Raw genomic sequence first — 20520 nt, forward strand, 5'->3', positions numbered from 1 at the left:
GCTCAGCTCGAAGGCTCGTTGTCCTCTACGGCCGTCTCGCACCCCCGCAAGGTGTAGAGCGCACCGGTCAGCATGTTGCCGGCCTGTTCGAAAGCGGTGTCGGTGATTTCCGGACCGGCAGCGCTCAAACCAACTGCCGCCAGCCTGATGTCGGCAAGGTTCCGATTGAGCTCCTTCAGTTGCTGCGCCACGTCCCAATGATCCCTGAGGTCGGGATCAGAGAGTTGCGCAGCAAGCCCGGTGATCTTGCCGTCGAGCGCTTCGATCCGGGCCTTGAATTCGCCCGGAGAGACCTGCAACCGGGCGAGCGCGGCTTCTGTCACATTGCCGGCGATACGTTCGCCCGCTGTATCGACCCTGTTCAACACAAGGAGCGACAGCACGCAGGCTGCAATGACGAGCAGCGCCGTCGCATTCACGAGCGCCAGAAGCAGCTGACCGGGCAAACGGACCAGACGGCGACCAAGGCCGGGGGCATCGTGATAGGACATTGCATGCTCCTTAGAGATCAGGTGCTCTCATTCAGACAGAGTCCCGCATGACACACAACGGCCTCCCGGGCCATGAACCGTCAGAAAGACCTGATTTCTCGGGAGAACCAACCGACCATCCGTTCACCGTATAATCAGAGCCTTGGTATCGTCTGCCTGCAGCCCAGCCTACACTTTATCCGAGAAACGACACTTACCTTTAACGGAAAAAGGGTTACTCCGTTCTCATTCGAAACACCGATAGGGCACGGATGAACTACGGCCGCCTGATCACAGCAATACTGTTCCTCTGGATGACGTCCGCCCTCTTCAAGTTCGGCAACCAGAACTATGAGGCGCTCAAGGCGGACTTTGGCCTGCTGGCTCCATTGATGTGTTTCATCGCCGGCGTGCTTCTCGGCTGCAGCGCCATTGTCCTGCTCATCAAGTCTTTCAGGAAGACATGATCGCGCTTCGGCAGCTATCAACCTGCTGCCGGGCACCATAAAACTTCAAGACGGCTCGCCAAGCACGGAGCTGATGCCTATTTCGCGTCGTGGAAGATGATCCCTGCAGTGTGTCTCGTGCCGGAGCGCACGCGGCTCACGCCGTGGCGCATGTTCACGCGGTAACTTCCTCTCGTTCCCTGGACAGGCCGGTTGTGAACGCCAAAGGCCACGGCATCCCCCTGGCGCAGGCTGACAACCTCAACGCGGCTCTGCATGCGCGGACGTTGTTCGGTCATGCAGAACTCGCCCCCCGAGAAATCCTTGTCCGGTTCCGATAGCAAAATCGCAACCTGGATCGGAAAAACCAGATCTCCGTACAGATCCTGGTGAAGGCAGTTGAAGTCGCCAGCGCCATACTGCAGCAACAAAGGAGTCGGCCGGACCTGGCCCGCCTTGTGGCATTGCTCCAGATACGCGTCATGGGTAACCGGAAATCGTTGATCGAAGCCCATGACCTCGTTCCACCTGTTGGCAAGACCGGCGAAGCGGGGATAAAGGGCGGTCCGCAATCCACCCAGGATATCCGGCAGCGGATATTTGAAATAGCGGTATTCCCCCTTGCCGAAGCCGTGCCGCGCCATGACGACATGGCTTCGGAAATGTTCTTCCTCGGTATAAAGCGACGAAAGGGCACGACATTCCCCGGGCGACAAGAGCTGAGGCAGCGTGGCACAGCCGAACCCGTTCAGCTCTTCGTGGATCGCGGCCCAGTCATAACCGGCGACCCGAGCCCCTACGGAGGTCGCCAAAGCATTCGAACGATCCTCGTCGGCGGTAAGTTTCCTCATGCCCGTTTCTCCCTCTCGATGAGATCGCGCTTGCGCTCCACACCCCATGCGTAGCCGGAAAGTGCACCGCTGTTTCGAACCACACGGTGGCAGGGGATTGCCACTGCGAGCTTGTTGGCAGCACATGCCCGGGCAACAGCCCGTGATGATTTGGGTGCCTTGATACGCCGGGCAATCTCGGCATAGGAGACCGTTTCTCCGGCAGGGATTTCCTGAAGAGCTTGCCATACCCTTTGTTGGAAGACGGTTCCGCGGACATCCAGAGGCAGGTCCAGACCGATCTTTGGACATTCGACGAAGCCCACCACCCGGGCCACCAGACCTTCATAGTCGCGATCCGCCCCAAGCAGTGTTGCCTTGGGAAACCGGTCCTGCAGATCCCGGACCAGATCCCCCGGGTCACTTCCGAGAAGAATCGACACAACGCCTTTCTGTCTGGACGCGACCAGAATGGCACCAAGCGTCGTCTGGCCAACCGCGAACCTGATCTCCTCGTCGGCTCCGCCGGCACGGTATTGGGTGGGTGTCATACCCAGCATCCCGGTGGATTTTTCATAGAACCGTCCGCTGGAATTGAAGCCTGCGTCATAGATTGCCTCGGTCACCGTTATGCCGGAACCAAGTCCATCACGGACCTTGTTGGCCCGATGCGCTGACGCGTAGTCTTTTGGCGTTAGCCCGGTTGCCGCCTTGAACACGCGGTGAAAGTAGCTGGGGCTACGGCCGACGGAACGAGCAAGATCATCCAGTGACGGCTCTTCTTCGCTGCCTTCAATGATGCGGCAGGCCTTTGCGACAATAGCTGCATTCTCGGCACCGGCAGGCAAGCCCTCCGGCTTGCAGCGCTTGCACGCCCTGAAACCGGTCGCCCGGGCGCTTTCGAGCGTTGTGTGAAGCTGTACGTTTTTCGGATTGGCCAGGCGCGAAGGGCACGACGGGCGACAATAGACACCGGTCGTCGACACCGAATACCAGAACTGGCCGTCTGCGGTCTTGTCACGGGCTGCTATGCGCGCCCACCGAGGGTCCTCTGCCAGGGGCAGCTTGGTCTGATTGTCGTTCAAGGCTTCCATTGGTGCGTCTTCCCGAAATTGTTGTCGTCAACTTCGCCAATCCTGTCACCGGCTTCACGAGCGTGCACTCCGGTCCTTACCTTCAAATCGGGATCTTCAGCGACCCGTTTTCCGAGCCGCGGGCATATTTGAATTTCAGGGCAAGGAACGGAGCGGAGGCTCCGCTCAAGTCTGTTGAATGGGTGCCGTTGCCTCAAACAGGCGGTCCGGGATTTGCCACAAGGCGGCGCTCCGCCTTGTGGCAAAGCGTCCAGTCAGGTCAGCCGAATGGACATGCCGCCATCGACAATCGTCGGGCTGCCCGTCATGAAACTTGCGCGGTCGGACAGCAGGAAAAGCGCAGCCTGTGCGATCTCCTTTGCGTCCGCCATGCGTTTCATGGGGTGCAAACCTGCAATGAACGCCAAGACGTCCGGATTTCCTTCGCCACCGGCCGGTGTAATTGTGCCACCCGGCATCAAGGCATGGGCCCGAATACCCTCAGCGGCGTGGTCGGATGCAAGTGATTGCACCAAGCCGTTGAGACCGGCCTTGGAAGCCGCGTAAGCGCCCATGCCGGGCATGCCCGCGTTGCTGAAACCAACAAATGACGATGTGAAGACGATCGAGCCACCGCCGGTTTTCTTCATGACCGGTATCTGCGCTTTTGCAGCCAGAAACGCCGCTGTCAGGTTGACAGTCAGGACCTCGTTCCAGTTGCCGATACCCATGTCCGGGACCGGCTCCATGGCACCGACAATGCCTGCATTGTTGAAGGCACCGTCCAGTCGCCCGAACTCCTTCAGGGCAAGATCGACCAATGCCGCGGCATAACCTTCGTCCTTTACGTCGCCCTCCAGGAAAACGGCCGTGCCGCCGGCTTCACGGATTTTGGACGCAACCGCCTCAAGTTCCGCGGAACGCCTGGCACCAAGGATGACATTCGCTCCTTCGGCTGCAAAAAGGCTCGCTGCTGCAGCCCCGATCCCGCTGCTTGCCCCGGTGATGATGATCGACTTGTTTTCGAGTTCCATGACGTTTTCTCCTGTCTGTCATTGGACCCGGCATAAGCCAGTGTCCGAGCGACAGGTGTCATGATCGGGCCGAGCCGAACTATCCGTTTCTTGTTGTCAAATCCATAAGAAGGGGTTGAGCACGACGATCAGGTCAGGGGTATACCAGCACAAAGGCAGCCTATTTCAAACATGTTGGGCACGCTCAATGAGGCCAACGACGTCTGTCGATCAATGTGCGAGTGGACTTAAGGAGCGGCAACAGTCTGCTTCAAAGGTAACCTGATATCTACTTGCCGTATCCAGCCGCACTTGAGGCTTCCCCGTATGACGAACCTGTCCCGCAACATATTTTCATCACATAGGTATTTCCCATAGTCACAAAACTATCGCTCGGTATGGCGCCCTCTTTTTTCAACCCCTTGGTGAAATAGAGGGCTTGCTCTTTATCCAACGGCTTAGCGATCGTCACCGCATACCATCCGTTGGTCGCAAGGTAGACCGCCAAAGGGAGATCTCTTGCCATTGCGTAACTAACCGCTTCGTCGATGTTGTCGAAACTCTTGACTTGAATGAGCCTAAGTTCGCCAGGCGTAGCATCGAATTGATCAACTCGTATCCACGTATGGTGCATATACCCAGTTACGCCCGCAACAGTCACACGATACCAACGGTCTTCCTCACCAGTGATTTGCACAGATACGCCATTTGTGAAGCGACGTAAGCTATGAGCTTTCCCGTTAGGTGACGCCTTCATTAAAACTGAACCCTTAGGGTGTCGGACACGTCCAGAACGAGCAACGGGAATGGTAGCTCTGCTCGGCGCAATTTGCTTCGGACTTGTCGAAACGGAAGGTCGTGATGCTACATACGGCTTTGCTTCGCTTGAAGGCTTGGAGATTGCGGCCGTGTCCGTGGCACCCTCAGACAAAGTAACTCCAAAGTTAGCCATCTCCTGCCCAGAGAGATATCTAATGTCATTTGCTTCTGTCTTGAATGCGAGTTGCAAGAGTGCGGGGTTCACTCCCATCTCCACCATGTACCCAATGATGTCCGCTGTGGCGTCCTGAACAGCAGAAACAGCCTCCTCCTTGTTGAAGGGAGTTGTTGGCGAGAATGAAGACTTGTGCACCCCGATGGAACCCGGTTCAGCATATCGAGATCGGCCTCCCATGAATGCCAGGGCGCAAGCAGAAGCGCATTCAAGCTGGCGGAGTTGGATCGTGGCCAAACCGTGTGATCTGATGATCCGACCAAGTTCCATCGCCTTGAAAATGTTCCCGCCGTCGCTGTCAAAGCCGATCACATTGGGATTGAAAGAACGAATGACTTTCTCGAATTCGGAGAGGTCGTCACCGGGTGTGAAGGTACCCTCGATAACAACAAACCTCAGACCATCGTCCCCCTCTCCCGAATTGTAGCTAAGTTCGGCTTTTCCCACTGAAGGAAGGATGGTGACCAAAAAGATCATGAGGATTCGGATGATCATGGGTAATCACACACTCAAGTACAATTCATTGACACCGCAATTCAGTGTATTCGAGCGACGTAAGGTATTGCAACCAGACTTCACGCCATATGGTTGATCTGCTCAGCCCAATTTTCTGTGTTTTGAGGTAAGTCTGTTTCTCCAGTTAAGATTACAGACTATGAAACGATCCAGATTATGCGAAAAAAGATCATTAGTATTTTGAAGGAATATCAGCCAAGCATTGCAGCTTCGCCAGTCTTTGATTGCCTGTAGGCGCGCAATCTGCAGTGCAGTCGCAGCATTCTTGGCACCCCTTACTGCAGCGCTCAAGCCGAAGCAATTGCAGCAAGATTGACTTGCGTTCCAAAAAATAATTCTGAAAGTTTATGAAGGGGGAAATGGTACAGACGAGTGGATTCACCTAGTCAGAATATATTTTTGTTGAATTTCAATGCCTTACATCACCAACTGCAAACGCAATGTAGCACTTCATTGTAGCAGTTTTCAAGCTCGCCTCACCTCGAAACTAACGATGGATCTGGATGTTGTCGTAGATGATCGCAGCCCCGGGGTTCATCCTGATGCCCCACGTAGGGTTCTTGATCAGGAACTCGGCAGCCTCGACCACCGTCTCGAAAGTCAGTGCATCCGCAGCAAGGTTTGAGCCGGAAGGAAAGCACTTGTAGGCAGAACCACCGACTGGGTAAGCAACCCGCATCACACCATTGGTCAGAGCGCAGATTTTCACAGGTTGTTTCCTAATACAGATGGTCTGGGAAGTTCGCTATTTGGTTGCGAAGCACCCAGGCACTGCTCTATCGGCCCCCATCGCGGGAAGCCAGTGAAGGGCTCACATGCGGCCCACGCGGCCTTGTTGATCTGATCCTGAGAGACTCTTTCGGCGGACATTAGATTCCTGATGGTTGTCTGTGGTTGTGGCGAGGTTAGCCGGGGGGATGCGGGAGGGGAAGAGGCAGGCGGTCTACTTCACAAGGCTGATGATGCCCAGGAACAATCCCACTAGACCAAGCGCCACAGAGATGACTGCGAGTCTTGCAGAGATCCGCACCACCGGGTCCTTCACAGTGACGTACCAGCAGATTGTGCCCAGCCAGCCGAGTTTCTCAACGCACAGTTCCACGCACTCGTCCACGTTGACACTTAGCCTTCTCCTCAGGTCGTAATCGAGCTGAAGTATGTCGTCGGCCTTTTCGTGACCAATGACTGCCGCTAGTACAAATTTTCCGTCGCCGCGTGAGATACGGACGACATCGAAGCGATCTGCTCCGTTCCTTCTCCAGTACTTCATCGCCGCTCTTCCCATCCCACGTTGGTGGAAATCCAGTTTGGCGATTCTGAACGCGTGTCGATCTCCCAATTGCACCTCCCTGTCCGTGAGTTTTTGACTAAACCCAGACAACAACACTAGATTGTATGGAGTTGATATTCTAGCTTTCCTTGGCAGGTGGCGTGGGGACCGGAGCAAGAGCGTACCCCGGGAATCAGTGACCACCTGTGAATGGTGTCAAAGGAGAAAAAGGGGCGGGATATGAAGCAGCCGGGTTCAATGCCATGGCTCGAAGAACTCGGTCGTGTGCGCTTGTCGGAAAATTTCTTCATGCGTGATTTCCTGTATTCCGAGATTTCCAGTTTCTTCGGTATCCCCAACATCCCGCATCATCCCGAAGTCGCCGTCCAAGCCGGGACGCAGCTCTGTGAACAGCTTCTGGAGCCGCTGAGATCGGCTTTCGGACATGTAGCTATCCGTTCGGCTTACCGCTCGCCGGAGGTCAACGCTTACGGCAACAACCACGGCCACAATTGCGCGAGCAACGAGGCCAACTTCGCCGATCACATCTGGGATTATCGGGACGCGAAAGGGCGTTTGGGCGCGACGGCCTGCGTCGTCCTTCCCTGGTTCTCGGACCGTTACCAGGAAGAAGGCGACTGGCAAAGGCTCGCCTGGTGGATTCACGACCACCTGCCTTACAATACGCTCTGCTTCTTTCCCAAGCTCTGGGCCGTGAATGTCAATTGGAGAGAGCACCCAGAGCGTCGCATCGATAGCTATGCCGCACCCAAGGGTGTGCTGACGAAGCCTGGTATGACCAATCACGGTGGTTTGCACAGCGAGTTTTACAAGGGGCTGCCCGCAGCGCCGAAGGGCATCTCGGGAGAATGCCAGTGAAATCTCCGGATGAATGGACTGATCTTGAACTGCAGACTCTCATTGGCAACTACCGTCGGCTCGAGAAAACTGATGATCCTGTCTTTCCTGATCTGCTCGAGGAATGGAGCCGCCGGAAGGGGCAAGGCCTCGATTTTGAGAAGACGATAAATGCGGTGACCAAGTTCGCCAGGGAGGGGAGTTTCCTTTCGTACAAGCAGCTCGCCGATGAAAGTGAAGCCGACTGGACGAAGGTGCACTATGCGATGAACACACATCTGAGAGACCTGATTGAATTCGCCCACCGTCGAGGATGGCCCTTGTTGAGCGCCATCGTCGTCAATCAGAAGAACCTTATGACTGGTGACATGGAACCACAGACCTTGAAAGGGTTCGTATCCGCCGCAAAGGAACTTGGATACGCAGTGACGAATGAGAAAGCCTTTTTGCGGGATCAGCAGAAGCAGGTTTTTCTTTGGGCCAAAGGACAGGTGGCAGCTGATGACCAATCTCTTTGAAGTCTCTGCAGGCAGGCTTAAACCAGTCTCGAGGGCAAGACTCGCCACCGAGGATCAGATCGAAACGTGGGTCGCTGAGAACCCTGCCATTTTGGGACTGGATGTCCTGATTATTGGTCGACAGGTCATTGTCGAGAACCGTGGTCGCCTCGACTTGCTTGGGCTCGATGCTTCGGGAAATCTCGCTATTTTGGAGCTGAAGCGAGACCGGACGCCGCGAGAGATTGTTGCGCAGGTTTTGGACTATGCCAGCTGGGCCGTTGGGTTGACGACACGGGATGTTCACGACATCGCCAATCGCTTCTTGAGCAAGCCCCTCCCTGCGGCGTTCCAGGAACGGTTCGACAGAGGGCTTCCGGAAACACTCAACGGCGACCACCGCATGGTGATCATAGCCAGTGAACTCGACAGCACGACCAACCGGATCGTCGAGTATCTTGCAGAGAGGCATGACCTTTCCATCAACGTTGCCCTGTTCCGCATATTCCAGGACGGCGACCGTCAGCTGCTTGCAACGGACTGGCAGATGGACCCGGATGAGGTAGAGGAGCGGTCTGCTTCCAAGGTGCGAGCTCCCTGGACCGGCTATTGGTATGTCAATGTCGGAGAGAGCGAACACAGATCCTGGGAGGATATGCGGCGCTACGGCTTCATATCTGCTGGCAATGGGAGGTTTTATTCCGGCCGCCTGGAGCAACTTTCATTAGGCGACAAGATTTTCGCCTATCAGAAGGGTCGGGGCTATGTGGGGTATGGGGAGATAACTTCTCCTGCAATTATGGTTCGGGATTTTGCCATCGGTACAGGCAACTTACTGTCCGCCAATCTGGAACAGCCAAATCTCGCCCATGACCAGGATGACGAGGAACTTGCCGAGTACGCGGTTGGTGTCGACTGGATCAAGTCCTTCCCAATGGCGGAGGCAAAGACTTTCCGGGGCGTATTCGCTAACCAGAACGTAGTCTGTAAATTGCGCGATGCCGCGACACTGGAGTTTTTGTCCAGTGCCTTCGGAGTATCAGTGGGGTCGACGTAGGGCGCGATATCCGGAACGTTTGGTGCAGAAATCTGAGGGAACAATCAGAGCATAGGCACGAACAGTATCCCCGATTAAGGGCTCAAGTCTCGCCACGGGCTTTCAATGTCTTGATAATGTCTGCCCCGAGCTGTCGCGTGTTCTTCTTCCCCCCGCTTCCATTCAGAATGTCGACGCCAAGTGTGGCAGCGATTTTCCTAAGGTGAGGCTTGGCGACAAGCTGGGGTTCTCCGTCGATCAGGACAAGGATAGTGCCGCTCTCGTACTGCCTGAGGGTATATCGCTCGAAGTAGATTTCGTTGTCTACCTGCAAGTGGTCGAGGGGCTTCGACGGCTTGTTGAACAGCGAAATGGATAGCCTGAAGGCGTCACCATAGGGGGAGACTTTCTCTCTCAGTTCACTGGCAGTGCAGTCGAGAAGCTCCTCGACAGAGACACCTTCCTCCGGGTCCACATTCACCCGTAGAACCATAACCCGATCGCACAACTGAAAAGTGTTTGTGTTGAAGGCAACGTGGTTGGCGGTGGTCACCGTCTTGACGGAGATCCGTTCGTTCTCCGCGCTGATGACATCATAGCCACGCTGGTTGGTATCCAGCGCCATCTGACCCCGAGTGATCATGGCTGCATAAAGCTCGCCAATCCGACCGGTCAGGTGCCTGAGTTCACCTGGCGCAACACCCCAATCAAGCTCTCGCTCGTACCAAGTCAGTGCTTCGCCTAGCGATTGGATCACCTGAACCTGCGTTAGCGCCACGATACATCCTCCATTTGGGAAGCTGATAGCCTGATCGATCGCCACTCACAATCTAAAGGTTCTCAGGTTGACCCTGACACGATCCGCTCCATGCGGACGGTGCGCGAGCAGGAGGGCTTTACCGTGCCTCAGATCATATCCGAGACGGGATTGTCGAAGGCAACTGTCTGCAACGCACTTCCCCTCTCGGCCTTCAGTCGAATTAGGTGACACCATCGACGAGCAAAATCGCCAGCGGGCTAGATACGTCGCTCGTCGAGCAGCTTTTCGCGGGTTAGAAATTCGAGTTCAATCCAAAGGGCGGCGCTACGCTGGAGTTCTTTTCCAGCGCCAATCAAGTGCCACCATTCCTGGATGCACCGTCAGGTGGCGGCTAGTCGCGACCTTGTCAGCCGGATTTCTCGATGTTTTCTCGAGATCAAAGCTCCCGAGAACAAATAAAGTTGCACCATCGCACCCTCCAAGAAACCTCGTTGGGCTCGCCTGCATAATTCTCTGCAATCCGGAGGATCGTATCCATGCATCTCTCCGCCTAGCTGTTCTGCCGGTTGCCAAAGCAATCATGGCATCTCCAAACACAAGGAAAACCAATGACCATCTCAAATCAGACCGACCAATCCTGGGATCCTGCACCAACCCTCTCAATGGTGAGCTACTGTAAAGAAATAGCACCCAACATGGACTTGGCTAAGGTTGCGGTGCTGCTTCATCTCGCAAATGAACCCGGCTGCACGAGCCGCTACCTCACCGAAAAAATGGACGTTAACCAGAGCACTATTTCCAGAATAGTTGGCTATCTCGGAAGGGGGGACGCACGAAGCAAATATGGCGGTCTAGGCTGGGTCAGTTCTCACCCGGACCCCGAAGACCCACGTAAGCATCGCCATTACTTGACACCTGCAGGCAAAGCTATTGTTCTCAAGCTTTTAGTACCGCCTTTCCACTGAGTTCGGGATCATCGGGCCCCTAGCTTCTCCTTGGGGCACCCGGTGCCTTAATGATGTGAATAGCCCCTCTCGGCCCTAAACTCGAATTAGGTGGCACCATCAGGACCACACCGACCGATGGAACGCCCGTAGCTCTCCTCGTCGCTTTTCGTTTCCACCTCCCACCCTTCAAGAAAACCATGAAACACCAACCAACACTGGCTGGGGTATCGTCCCTGGCTATCGACTGCTGCCTCTCCGCTCCCGTATCGGGGGACAATTTTTCCCATAGCTATAATGAAGTTTTGACCCCACCCGCCTCGTTAACGTTGGAGATCAAAGACCGCGTTCTCGCTAAGCTGAAGCTTCAACTTCAGAGTTATGGACAGTCCCCTTCCTCTTTTCAGTGGGCAGGTCTGTCCGACGTCGTCGACACCCTAACCGCCATGCTCAGCGGAACCTGTCCACCGAAGGTTCACCTCTCCAGTCTTGATCCCGGCATGGGGAAGACCACTGCCTTGACTCAATTCCTGAAGGAAGTTGTACGCTCTTCCGATCATGAAGATGTTGGCGTCGTCGTCTTCCTGTCCCGCAAGGCAGAGATCGAACGACTGGTCGAGGAGGCCAATCTTCGGCCGGATGACTTTGCAGTCTACACCGCCGATCATGAGTGCAACGCCATATCCCCCACACCGGTCAATGATGCCCAAGTCCTCTTCACGACACAGCAGATGCTAACGAGCAGGTGCAAAGGCGGGAGCTTTGAACAGTGTTCGGCTTTCTATTATCTACATCGTGTCCGTGATGTCCGTGTCTGGGATGAGACGCTGGAGCCCAGCGAAGTCGTGACGCTCAGCAGCGACGACTTGGGCGAGCTTCTCCCCTTTCTGCGTCGAAGGGCTGTCACCACTGCGGATCAAGTCCAGGACCTTCTCGGGAAAACGGTGAGCGCACCATCGGGCTCGGTCATCACCATACCTGCCATCGAAGGACTGACGGGTCTCCGTGTCTCGTCGGATCATGACGGGTCTCTGCGTCGCAATCTGGACGCACTGGCCGCGATGTCAGGACGACCAGTCCGGATCTTGCCGGGTCAAGGCAAGCAGAAGGTTGCGCTCCACACCCGAGACGCATTACCGACAGACATGGCCCCGCTTCTGGTCCTCGATGCTTCAGGACGTGTCCGCGAGACCTACAACTGTTGGAATCGTCACAGCACAGGCCTGGTGCGCCTGACGTCTACCCCTAAGGACTATTCTGCCCTGACCGTGCATGTTCTCGACCAGGGCTCAGGCAAAGACAGCTGGACGAAGAACGATGACCGATTGGCGGTTGAGATCGCGACAGTGATCGACAGCAAACCGGATGAGCCTTGGCTTGTGGTCTGTCACAAGGACTTCGTCTCCATCTCAATTCCGAAGCTGATCCTTGAGCACGTAACGACCGCCAGAGACCGGGTCCAGTTCGTCACCTGGGGCCAGCACACCGCGACCAACGCCTTCGCTGACATACCCAATGTAGTCATAGCCAGCACATATTGCTTGCCCGATTGGCAGTACTCCGGTCTTGCATATGCCTGCAGCGGGAGACCGGTAAACCAGGAGCTGTCACACTCGGCGGTGGGTGCAATCCGTCTCGGAGAACATGGCCATAACATCTACCAGGCTCTGTGTCGGGCTTCGGTTCGAGGCAATGATGGGGGACGGTGCAAACCCTGTACGGCCTACTTCATCGCAGCCAAGGCAAGCGGAATACGTGACAAGCTGGCTGACTGGTTCCCTGGCTGTCAGGTCACCACATGGTCGCCGTCGCGTCGGAGGCTTCAAGGACAGAAGAAGAGAGCGGTCCTCGACTACATCGCAACTCGTCGGGCTGAAGACCCGGATGCGGTTATCCTCTTCAAAGAAGTGCAGGAGGCTGTTGGTATCTCGGATCGAAAACAACTGACCAAGATACGCAAGTGCGAGCACTTTCGTGCAGAGTTGACCGAATTAGGGCTTCAGGAGCACATGATCGGCAACCGTAAAGGAGCGAATGCGTTCATCCGCTTCTTCCATCCCATCCTGAGCGGTGACTGACCCAGAAATGTTGTGTGGGTCAAAAATCTGAGCGACTTATCAATAGTGGGGGAGATGCGTTTCCCCCCATACCCCCACCTCGTGGTCAATAACCCCTGTTGCTCCTATCCAAATTTGGGGCGTCGCCATTTTTGTAACAGCCACAACGTTCCTTGACGATTGATACAACGTTTCGTTAGACTCCCATTCAACATTGAAGTGGGGCGGCTACGGCTATGAAGAAATACGTGATCTACAAACGTGTGAGTACAGCTGAACAGGGACGCAGCGGGTTGGGACTGGAGGCGCAGGAGCGCGACATTCAACTCTTCCTGGACGGGTTCTCAGATATTCCGTTCGAGATTGTCTCTTCATTTGTTGATGTGCTGAGCGGTGGGAACAACGACCGCCCTGAGCTGAAGAAGGCCATCGACCTCGCCAAGAAGCAGGACGCCGAGTTGCTGGTTGCCAAGCTCGACCGCCTATCACGCAAGGTCGCCTTCATCGCCAGCCTCATGGATGATCCTAAGCTCTCCATCCGCGTGGCCCAGATGCCCTATGCCGACAAGTTCCAGCTGCACATTTACGCCGCGCTGGCTGAGCAGGAGCGTGACTTCATCAGTGCTCGTACCAAGGCAGCACTGGCTGCAGCCAAGCGACGGGGTAAGCAGCTCGGAGGCCTCCGCGACAAGACGATGAGACGGAATGAGGTCGTCAAAGCTGACGCCCAGCGCCGCGCTCAGAGGCTGAGCGGCGTCATCCTCCCGATGAAACAGGCAGGCATGTCACTCAGAGCAATCGCCGATGAGCTGAACACACTCGACATCCTGACGGCTAGAAACGGTAAGTGGACCGCAATGCAGGTCAAGCGGACGATGGAGAGGCTAGACACTCCAGATGCTTTTACAAGTCACGAAACGCTTGACTCTTGAGACAACGGCGATAGCCGTTCATGTTAAAAAGTGACCGATACGCCATTTAGCGATATAGGCCCCGATTTCATCATGTTGGAAGATTTTCTGTACGGTATTCAGCACTCCTCGCGCCTGATCAGCTTGACCTCTAACTAATTTTTGAAGAATTATACTAGTCGCCTTTTCTTTTATTTCATTTAATCCATCAAACTCCCACAACCCAGTAATTGCACCTAAAGCGACTTGAATATGGGATTTCAGATCGGCTCCTGGCTGCCCAAGTAGACTGCAGAAATCTGCAAACTCGCCTTCTGAAATCTCACTCTTCGATAGCATTTGCGCTGCAACCAGTATTCGATTTGCATTTGTGCTCAGGGCCTCTTCTCCAAGCTCTCGAAGTTGGAGAGTGCATTTCACAACGTCCTCAGCTCCAATGCGTCCAGAACTCTCTAAGTGAAACAGTAACGCTTGGATCCACGCAGTCTTGACGCCAAATAGTTGCCCGGCCCAAGCTCTCAAATGGTAGTCATCAGACAAAAATAAACGATCCGTACCGTCTGCGGCGAATATATCATCAAAGAACCGTCCGCCCTTTTCTTGGCGAGCACGGATTATCTCATCGTTTGGGTCGACTTTCGCCACTGCAGGGACGAGGACGCAATCTGATTTGATCCAATCCAAGTCGGAACGCATCAATTCGAGCTTCGAAGTGACTTCCTCTTCACTCCATTCAGTCAGAACAATTTGGTCGCCGCGCACCGCAATACTGCTTGATTTTTTAGGTCCGGTATCTCCGTCCTGAAAGCATGAAGTCTCCAAACTCTGTAGTCGTTCCGCAAATATATCAACGGCTTCTTGAGTGATGCCAATCCGTCCAAATTCTGCTTTTATTGCCTCTTCAATACCCAGACGCCGGATAAGGTAGCATGCACATGATTCTGCTATGATTCCGCATTTTCGTGCGTCGCGGATGTCATTCGCTGCATTAGCTTGATCTTCGACGGAACAAGATGAAACTTTGAGAGGATAACCACATTCTGATTTTAACCCCAGCATTGCGTCGATTGGATCAATGCCGAGATGAAAGGCGAGTATGTAGAGCGGGTAGGTTCCCTCTGAGTACTCTTTAGCTTTCTGTTGAGAGTAATCGGCACGTTGCCTCAGCATTGCTTTCATTTCGTCGAGGCCGTCTTCGCTACTAAAATTTACTGAGACTGACTTGAAACCCGATGCCTCTGGAAACTGCTCTTCAAATTTCTCTATAATCTGATGGAACGCCGCTAAAACCTTATGTTTAACACTTATGATCTTTGCTACGCCTTGACCTTTTAAAGGCCAATCAAATTCTTCGTTCACCTCTTTACCCAGCGCAGCTACAGCAACCGGATGATCACGACCAATATTGCCTTCCCTTAAAGCAAATAGTTCTTCATTTGTTTCAATGGTAAATGACAGCTTCGATTCGTCTGATTTCAACACCTCGAAAGTCGATCCTTCCTGGACGACTGTCGCAGTAATATTATCGGCGGTGCCCGGCGGTCGGCCAAAGGCCAATACGCTGGCGCTGAGAGCCATCCATGCGCGATGATGATTTTGATTTTGGCAATATAAGCGATACGCGTAATTACGCGCCCTTTCGATCTCACCACAATAGACCAAAATATTCACATACTCGCATCGCTCATCAATCGTACCAACCAATTCTAGATCATCGAGATCCTTGATGAGCCGTCGGATTCTTGCACGTTCATTCGTACGAAACAGTGCTTGTACATACCACTGCAAAGCGCTCATCGAGCTTGGGCTATGCTCAAACAATTTCCGCGCAAGTGGCACTACCTTTGAGTATTCCCCTGACAGAATCGCAACATTTGAACAAAACCTCCAACCGAATACAGAATTTTTAACATTCTGGGATAGTTTTTTAACAATCTCTATACTTATTCGACTTAAATGCCCCCGCAGACAAGCATCACAAAGAGTACTCAACGCCGGGCTTTCTGAAGAAAAACTCACCCGATCGATCAACAAATCAGCGCACTCGCGATAATACCCCCTAGCAAACAACTCATCCGCTGTTTTTAGTATCGTGAGGAAATCCCATTTATCGGCGTTTTCTAGAGATGAAAGAACCTTTTTCTCATCAAATTTTGTGCCCGTAACCGAAATCGGAAGTGCTTCAATTTCGTCATTCTCTTCTCGCAGAACAAATGCACGTTCATAAGCAGATCGCAGCAATAATACTTCCGGTCTTTCAGGCGTGATTGCGACTAGTTCTTCTAGCGCTTCATCCGCTGGCTCTCGGCTTAGAAAGCTAATTGCCATTCGGGCCTTTGTTTCCAGTGCAACTGGCAAAAGCTCCTCTGGTAGATCCGCACTTAGAACAGCATCAATCCTTTTGAGCGCTACAGTACTCTCACCGAGCTTCGCTTCAATCTCCGATGCCATAATTTGCAACTCAGGAACGTCTGACAACGGACAGATCAATTCCAAAGCTTCGGTGTCGCCGTCTTCTTGGAGAAATAAGACCGCACGTATTTGCGCAAGCTGGCTTTTTAGCTCAGGGTATTTTGCTAGAGTCTGATCAATTAAATGAGCCGCATCGGCGACGCTACCCGAGAGCCGGAGCGCGATTGCAGCGTTATTTACCTGGGAAGGTAGCAGGAGTTTATTGGGTGGGCGGAACTCGAGAGCCTCTACCAAGTCTCGCTTTAATATTTCGGCGGATTTAGCAAGGCGATTTTCATAATCGTCAGGCATTCGAGCGCCAAGCAAGAAAGCTTGGTTTTGGCGAGCGTCATCAAGCGTTGCAAGCGCCCACATGGAAGCAACATGATTATTGTCCTTATCGCCCTCATATATCTTTGACAAAACCTCATGATAATCATCAGGACGTACATCTTGGATATAGTCGAGATAGGCGACAACAACATCCGGAGCAAACAACTCCTCGCCAAGTAGATCTTCAGGAGCTTTTTCATGCTCGGTGAAACGGGCGGCATGGCAATATAAGCTGGCTGCCAAACTTCGATGGTCTCCTTTTTCTTGTAGCAACGTCAAACAACGCTGTAGCGCTGACTGGTTGTCTCCATCGAGTAGTTCTGCAAAAGCTAATCCAGTCTGCGCCTTAAAATCAGACGGGCACAGTGAATGGGCAAGTCGCAATGATTTGCTGGCTTCTTGATATTCGCCGATACCATGCTGAACAACACCAATATTGAAGTGCAATCTGAATCCCAAATAACCAGATGAATACTTTTCTTCTTCACCTAATTTTCTGAGTAAGCTCAAAGATGTATCACTATCTCCGCGGTTTGCAATCTTGCGATAATCGAGAATCCTTCTAATTTCTTCGCAATCATCTCTGTCTGGCTCTTCAACAGTTAATGAAGCTCGACCATCTAATTCAAAGGGAACGTCCGCCGCCTCAACTAGTTTCCGGGCTTTGGCTGCTTCACTGTCTAACAACCAAAAATTTTGGACGGACTGGTTGACCACATTACCGTCACCGCGAATGCTTGCGGCTTGAGTGTTCTCATTGCGCTCTGACTTGAAAGAAAATCGACTTCTAAAAAGTCTAAATATAGACAATTTCTTACTGTTCTCCGCTGCGATTTTCGGCGTTTTGCTGAACTGTATTGTTTTGGCCCGAAACGCGAGCATTTTGAGTATTAGTCGTAGTCTTCGCGCTTCTTAGTTTCAGGAAAAGACCCAAAACAGCGACCACTGCAACGACAATACCCGCAACCCAATATAGCGTCTCCAGCATTCCAACCCTCCTACCAACTAGGATTACACCAGCACACCCACTCGACCTCGCTCATACGAAGTTTCCTTGAGTCGCCACATGTATTAGGATAATGCCAAAGTTCGTTGCGAAGCTACACTTTGAAACCAATGATCGAAAGTTTACGGAAAATACCAGCAAATGGTGAAGCCATACGATTTCGCTTTTGAACTATCTACGCGTCGTATCTTTGAGCCGAACCACAGTGATTTTATGCGGCACAGCTGCTAGTTCACTAAACTAGTTATTGGTCGGCTCGGCACTTGCAACAATCCACAAGCATCTCATATTTCATCAATTGCAGGGTACTTTTATTTCAGCAGCAACGAGTTTCTTTGTAGTGCTGACAAATCCACCCCATCAAACCTCAAAGACTGCAGCGCCTTGTTCAGCTCGCGATAGAAGACCTCTCCGTAGCCGTAGCGGTTGCGCATTCCGATCTGCATGTGGCCTTGGAGGAAGTCGGCGAAGTCCATGTTGATCCCGGCAGCGCGGCAGAAATCCTCGAAATTGTGCCGAAAGCTATGGAAGCTGACCCCCTTCCGCTCAACACCAGCGTCTAGCATGAAGCGCTTGAAGTGCTTGGAGAACGGGCCGGAGTAACTTCCATTCGGGCCGACCTGGGTCTCGGGGAACAGGCGCTTCGAACCCTCGTCTTTCCGTTTCTGGACGAACTTGAGGAAGCCCAACGCCTCGAGTTCGGCATGTATCGGGATGTCGCGCTTGGAGGACTTGGTCTTCAACTTCTTGTCCTCCCCGTCATCATTGATCGAGATGCAGATCACGCCGTGCTTTTCCACCACGTCCGCGACGTAAAGCTGCAGGATCTCGTTCAACCTGGCACCTGTGAACAGGCTGATCACCGGCACCCAGTATTTAGCATCCGTCATGGGGACGACATCTCCAGGCGTCTTCCACTCCCGCGCCGACTTGCAGCCAGTGTAGATCGTCGAGGTGAATAGGCTGGAGAGTTCGGCAAGAGTGAAAGGATGCCGCTCTTCCTTCGCCTGAACGCGTCGTGTCGACAGACTGAGGCCATCAAATAGGTTGCCGGGTACGTTGTCGTAGTGGCTCTGCGCCCAACGCCAGAAAGAACCAACGAAGCGGAGGATCTTGTTGACGCTGGTTGTCGACATGGACGGCATTTCGAGCGACACAGCCGCCTCCGCAGCCCGCTCAATAGACATCTCCCGAAGCACCGACTTCTTTTTCCAGTTGGACGGCAGACGCAGCAGCACCTGCTTGAAACGACGGGCATCGTCTTTGCCGTATTCGTCGATAGGCCGATCTCCGCACAACAGCATGAACTGCTCGGCCCAGACTCTATGCTCCTTGGCTGTCGCCTCTGTCCAATCTTCCTTGGACTTCTCCTTGATCCAGTCTTCCAAAACGACAGAAAGCTTGGGGCATATTGGCGTCAATTCGATCTTGGAACCAGGTGTCGACACATAGTTCCCTTCATTCCGGCTCCGCATGTCCGCGAAAGCCTGAAGGGTCGCGTCCTGCAGCGCTGCAGCAAACTGCTTGAACGCCTTAGTTCCAGGAGACACCTTCAGGTTCACCTCCGGCCACTCCGACACCTCTTCGACTTCAAACTCGTAGTGTGGATCTACCTTGAACCGGCCTCGTAGCTGTCGAACATGTTTCTCAAGCTCATCAGTGGTCGCTTCCCAATCGTCAAACGACGGTGTCGGCAGTTCGGGCTGGACTTCATGGTCTTCCCGGAAACCGTCCAAGCGGACAGCTTCGTCCTCTTCCAGCAAATGCGCATGGTAAATGGCCTTGATTGCCTGGATCTGCTCTGGAGAAAGCTCATCAACGACGGGCGCTGCATCTCGTCCCCGGAGCGCTCGGCGGTGCTCTTCGAACCGGTTGTCGACCTCAACAGCCTTGATACGCACCTTGCGGAGCGCCTCGGCATGATCCTTTGTGCGAAGCGAGATCAGTTCCTCTCGCTTGCCATAGGTTTCGACGATGTCGGCGGGCACGACAGCACGGTGGTAGTAGACCGCTCCACGGCGGTACAAACGGGTATGGCCAGACACCTTTTTTAGACCCTCACTGTAGCAGTCTGCTGTAGCAGTGGTCGCAAGAGTGTCTTGCATATCAATAAGTTATTGAATCCAAGAAGATAGACTAGAGGATGGTACAGACGAGTGGATTCGAACCACCGACCTTCGGAGCCACAATCCGACGCTCTAACCAACTGAGCTACGTCTGCTTAAAGGCGTGAGGTGACGCGGACCATACTGACCCGTGCCGCCATTTGCAAGGGCGTCTTCTAAACTCGTTTTTTCCAACCCGCAAGCGGGAATTTGCGGAAATTTTCGAGCTGTTGAAAAGCAAATGCCCGGAGCGTTGCCCCGGGCATAACAACCGTTTGCCGATGTCATCGGCATGGCCCTGCCGAACCGCAATCAGGTGACTGCGGACGGCCGGATGCCGGATTAGTTGACCTTGATGTCCTTGAAGGACTTCTCGAACGCTTCCTTGACCGGTGCGGAAACGTCGGTACCGAGCTTGCTAGCCAGTTCGTGCATTTCCTTGGACTGGGCGCTCAGAGCGTCAAACTGCTGGCGAGCAAACGTGGACTGCAGCTCGATAGCTTCAGCCAGGCTCTTCGCAGACATGATGTCCTTCACGAAAGTGAAAGTTGCATCGGCGTTGGCTTTGGCAGCATCAACGGCCTTGTGGTTGAATTCGACAACGCCCTGGCGGGAAGTCTCGAAAGTGTCTTCCATCAGGTCGGTTGCGTCTTCAGCAGCGTTTTTCACTTTTGCATAGGCTTCGCGAGCGTTCTCGATGCCTTTTTCGGTTGCTTCACGGAACATGGCCGGAACTTCCATTTTCGGCATAGCAAAAGCCTCGAAGTCAGGGAAAGCTACGCCAGCAGCAGCAGTTTTGGCTTTGGTGGTGCGAGCTTTCGGCGCCGGCTTTGCCGGAGCAGTGGTTGTGGTGTCAGTCATGATCTCATCTCCTTGAGTCCGGATGCGATCATTGGTGCAAGTTCATTCCGCCGATACGTGTGCCGGCGGACCCTGTCGTCATCCGCAAA

Annotated in this window: 18 protein-coding genes and 1 tRNA gene; 7 read left to right on the top strand and 12 right to left on the bottom strand. The window is 53.7% G+C overall.

Going from position 1 to position 20520, the window contains the following annotated elements:
- Positions 1 to 2: 2 nt before the first annotated feature.
- Positions 3 to 491, bottom strand: coding sequence for a hypothetical protein (locus FIV05_RS01410; RefSeq protein WP_152508420.1), 489 nt, complete (start codon positions 489 to 491; stop codon positions 3 to 5).
- A gap of 251 nt (positions 492 to 742) precedes the next feature.
- Between FIV05_RS01410 and FIV05_RS01415 the strand changes: the two genes are divergently transcribed.
- The gene (locus tag FIV05_RS01415) at positions 743 to 937 is read left to right on the top strand and encodes a hypothetical protein (RefSeq protein ID WP_152508421.1); all 195 of its coding nucleotides are present in this window, start codon (positions 743 to 745) and stop codon (positions 935 to 937) included.
- 77 nt (positions 938 to 1014) lie between these two features.
- Here the strand turns inward: FIV05_RS01415 and FIV05_RS01420 are convergent, their stop codons facing one another.
- The 6 genes from FIV05_RS01420 to FIV05_RS01445 form a co-directional block, all read right to left on the bottom strand.
- Positions 1015 to 1767, bottom strand: a complete 753-nt coding sequence (locus FIV05_RS01420) for a 2OG-Fe(II) oxygenase (RefSeq protein WP_152508422.1) — start codon at positions 1765 to 1767, stop codon at positions 1015 to 1017.
- Positions 1764 to 2840 (bottom strand): bifunctional DNA-binding transcriptional regulator/O6-methylguanine-DNA methyltransferase Ada, encoded by a 1077-nt coding sequence (gene ada / locus FIV05_RS01425; protein WP_152508423.1) that lies wholly within the window; start codon positions 2838 to 2840, stop codon positions 1764 to 1766. The genes FIV05_RS01420 and ada overlap by 4 nt, the downstream gene beginning before the upstream one ends.
- A gap of 254 nt (positions 2841 to 3094) precedes the next feature.
- On the bottom strand, positions 3095 to 3853 hold the full coding sequence (locus tag FIV05_RS01430; RefSeq protein ID WP_152508424.1) for an SDR family oxidoreductase: 759 nt from the start codon (positions 3851 to 3853) through the stop codon (positions 3095 to 3097).
- A gap of 268 nt (positions 3854 to 4121) precedes the next feature.
- On the bottom strand, positions 4122 to 5321 hold the full coding sequence (locus FIV05_RS01435; protein WP_152508425.1) for an SH3 domain-containing protein: 1200 nt from the start codon (positions 5319 to 5321) through the stop codon (positions 4122 to 4124).
- A 508-nt stretch (positions 5322 to 5829) separates the two neighbouring features.
- Positions 5830 to 6051 (bottom strand): hypothetical protein, encoded by a 222-nt coding sequence (locus FIV05_RS01440; RefSeq protein ID WP_055657613.1) that lies wholly within the window; start codon positions 6049 to 6051, stop codon positions 5830 to 5832.
- A 234-nt stretch (positions 6052 to 6285) separates the two neighbouring features.
- Positions 6286 to 6612 (bottom strand): hypothetical protein, encoded by a 327-nt coding sequence (locus FIV05_RS01445; RefSeq protein ID WP_145903669.1) that lies wholly within the window; start codon positions 6610 to 6612, stop codon positions 6286 to 6288.
- Between the two features lie 240 nt (positions 6613 to 6852).
- Between FIV05_RS01445 and FIV05_RS01450 the strand changes: the two genes are divergently transcribed.
- Genes FIV05_RS01450 through FIV05_RS01460 form a run of 3 tightly spaced genes read left to right on the top strand, consistent with a single transcriptional unit; the run spans position 6853 to position 9024 of the window.
- Positions 6853 to 7491, top strand: a complete 639-nt coding sequence (locus FIV05_RS01450) for a hypothetical protein (RefSeq protein WP_152508426.1) — start codon at positions 6853 to 6855, stop codon at positions 7489 to 7491.
- On the top strand, positions 7488 to 7988 hold the full coding sequence (locus FIV05_RS01455) for a hypothetical protein (RefSeq protein ID WP_152508427.1): 501 nt from the start codon (positions 7488 to 7490) through the stop codon (positions 7986 to 7988). The genes FIV05_RS01450 and FIV05_RS01455 overlap by 4 nt, the downstream gene beginning before the upstream one ends.
- On the top strand, positions 7972 to 9024 hold the full coding sequence (locus FIV05_RS01460) for a hypothetical protein (RefSeq protein ID WP_152508428.1): 1053 nt from the start codon (positions 7972 to 7974) through the stop codon (positions 9022 to 9024). Before FIV05_RS01455 ends, FIV05_RS01460 begins: the two co-directional genes overlap by 17 nt.
- Positions 9025 to 9106: 82 nt before the next feature.
- Here FIV05_RS01460 and FIV05_RS01465 read toward each other — a convergent pair whose 3' ends face one another.
- Positions 9107 to 9781 carry a hypothetical protein gene (locus FIV05_RS01465; RefSeq protein ID WP_152508429.1) on the bottom strand — a complete coding sequence of 225 codons (675 nt, stop codon included), beginning with the start codon at positions 9779 to 9781 and terminating at the stop codon, positions 9107 to 9109.
- 590 nt (positions 9782 to 10371) lie between these two features.
- Here FIV05_RS01465 and FIV05_RS01470 point away from each other — a divergent pair.
- The 3 genes from FIV05_RS01470 to FIV05_RS01480 all read left to right on the top strand — a co-directional run bounded on the left by FIV05_RS01470 (position 10372) and on the right by FIV05_RS01480 (position 13696).
- A complete protein-coding gene (locus FIV05_RS01470) occupies positions 10372 to 10728 on the top strand; it encodes a MarR family winged helix-turn-helix transcriptional regulator (RefSeq protein WP_152508430.1) in 357 nt (118 codons plus the stop codon).
- Positions 10729 to 10907: 179 nt separating this feature from the next.
- Positions 10908 to 12785 (top strand): hypothetical protein, encoded by a 1878-nt coding sequence (locus FIV05_RS01475; protein WP_152508431.1) that lies wholly within the window; start codon positions 10908 to 10910, stop codon positions 12783 to 12785.
- Positions 12786 to 13000: 215 nt separating this feature from the next.
- The gene (locus tag FIV05_RS01480) at positions 13001 to 13696 is read left to right on the top strand and encodes a recombinase family protein (protein WP_152508432.1); all 696 of its coding nucleotides are present in this window, start codon (positions 13001 to 13003) and stop codon (positions 13694 to 13696) included.
- An 18-nt stretch (positions 13697 to 13714) separates the two neighbouring features.
- Here FIV05_RS01480 and FIV05_RS01485 read toward each other — a convergent pair whose 3' ends face one another.
- From FIV05_RS01485 to FIV05_RS01500, 4 genes are all read right to left on the bottom strand, one after another.
- On the bottom strand, positions 13715 to 17341 hold the full coding sequence (locus FIV05_RS01485; RefSeq protein ID WP_152508433.1) for a hypothetical protein: 3627 nt from the start codon (positions 17339 to 17341) through the stop codon (positions 13715 to 13717).
- Positions 17342 to 17776: 435 nt separating this feature from the next.
- A complete protein-coding gene (locus FIV05_RS01490) occupies positions 17777 to 19510 on the bottom strand; it encodes a site-specific integrase (RefSeq protein ID WP_173013744.1) in 1734 nt (577 codons plus the stop codon).
- 99 nt (positions 19511 to 19609) lie between these two features.
- Positions 19610 to 19686, bottom strand: a tRNA-His gene (locus FIV05_RS01495).
- Positions 19687 to 19912: 226 nt separating this feature from the next.
- Complete coding sequence (locus FIV05_RS01500; RefSeq protein ID WP_152508435.1) at positions 19913 to 20431, bottom strand: phasin; 519 nt, start codon at positions 20429 to 20431, stop codon at positions 19913 to 19915.
- Positions 20432 to 20520: the final 89 nt, after the last annotated feature.

Origin of the sequence: Labrenzia sp. THAF191a, assembly GCF_009363335.1 — a bacterium.
Lineage (GTDB): Bacteria > Pseudomonadota > Alphaproteobacteria > Rhizobiales > Stappiaceae > Roseibium > Roseibium algicola.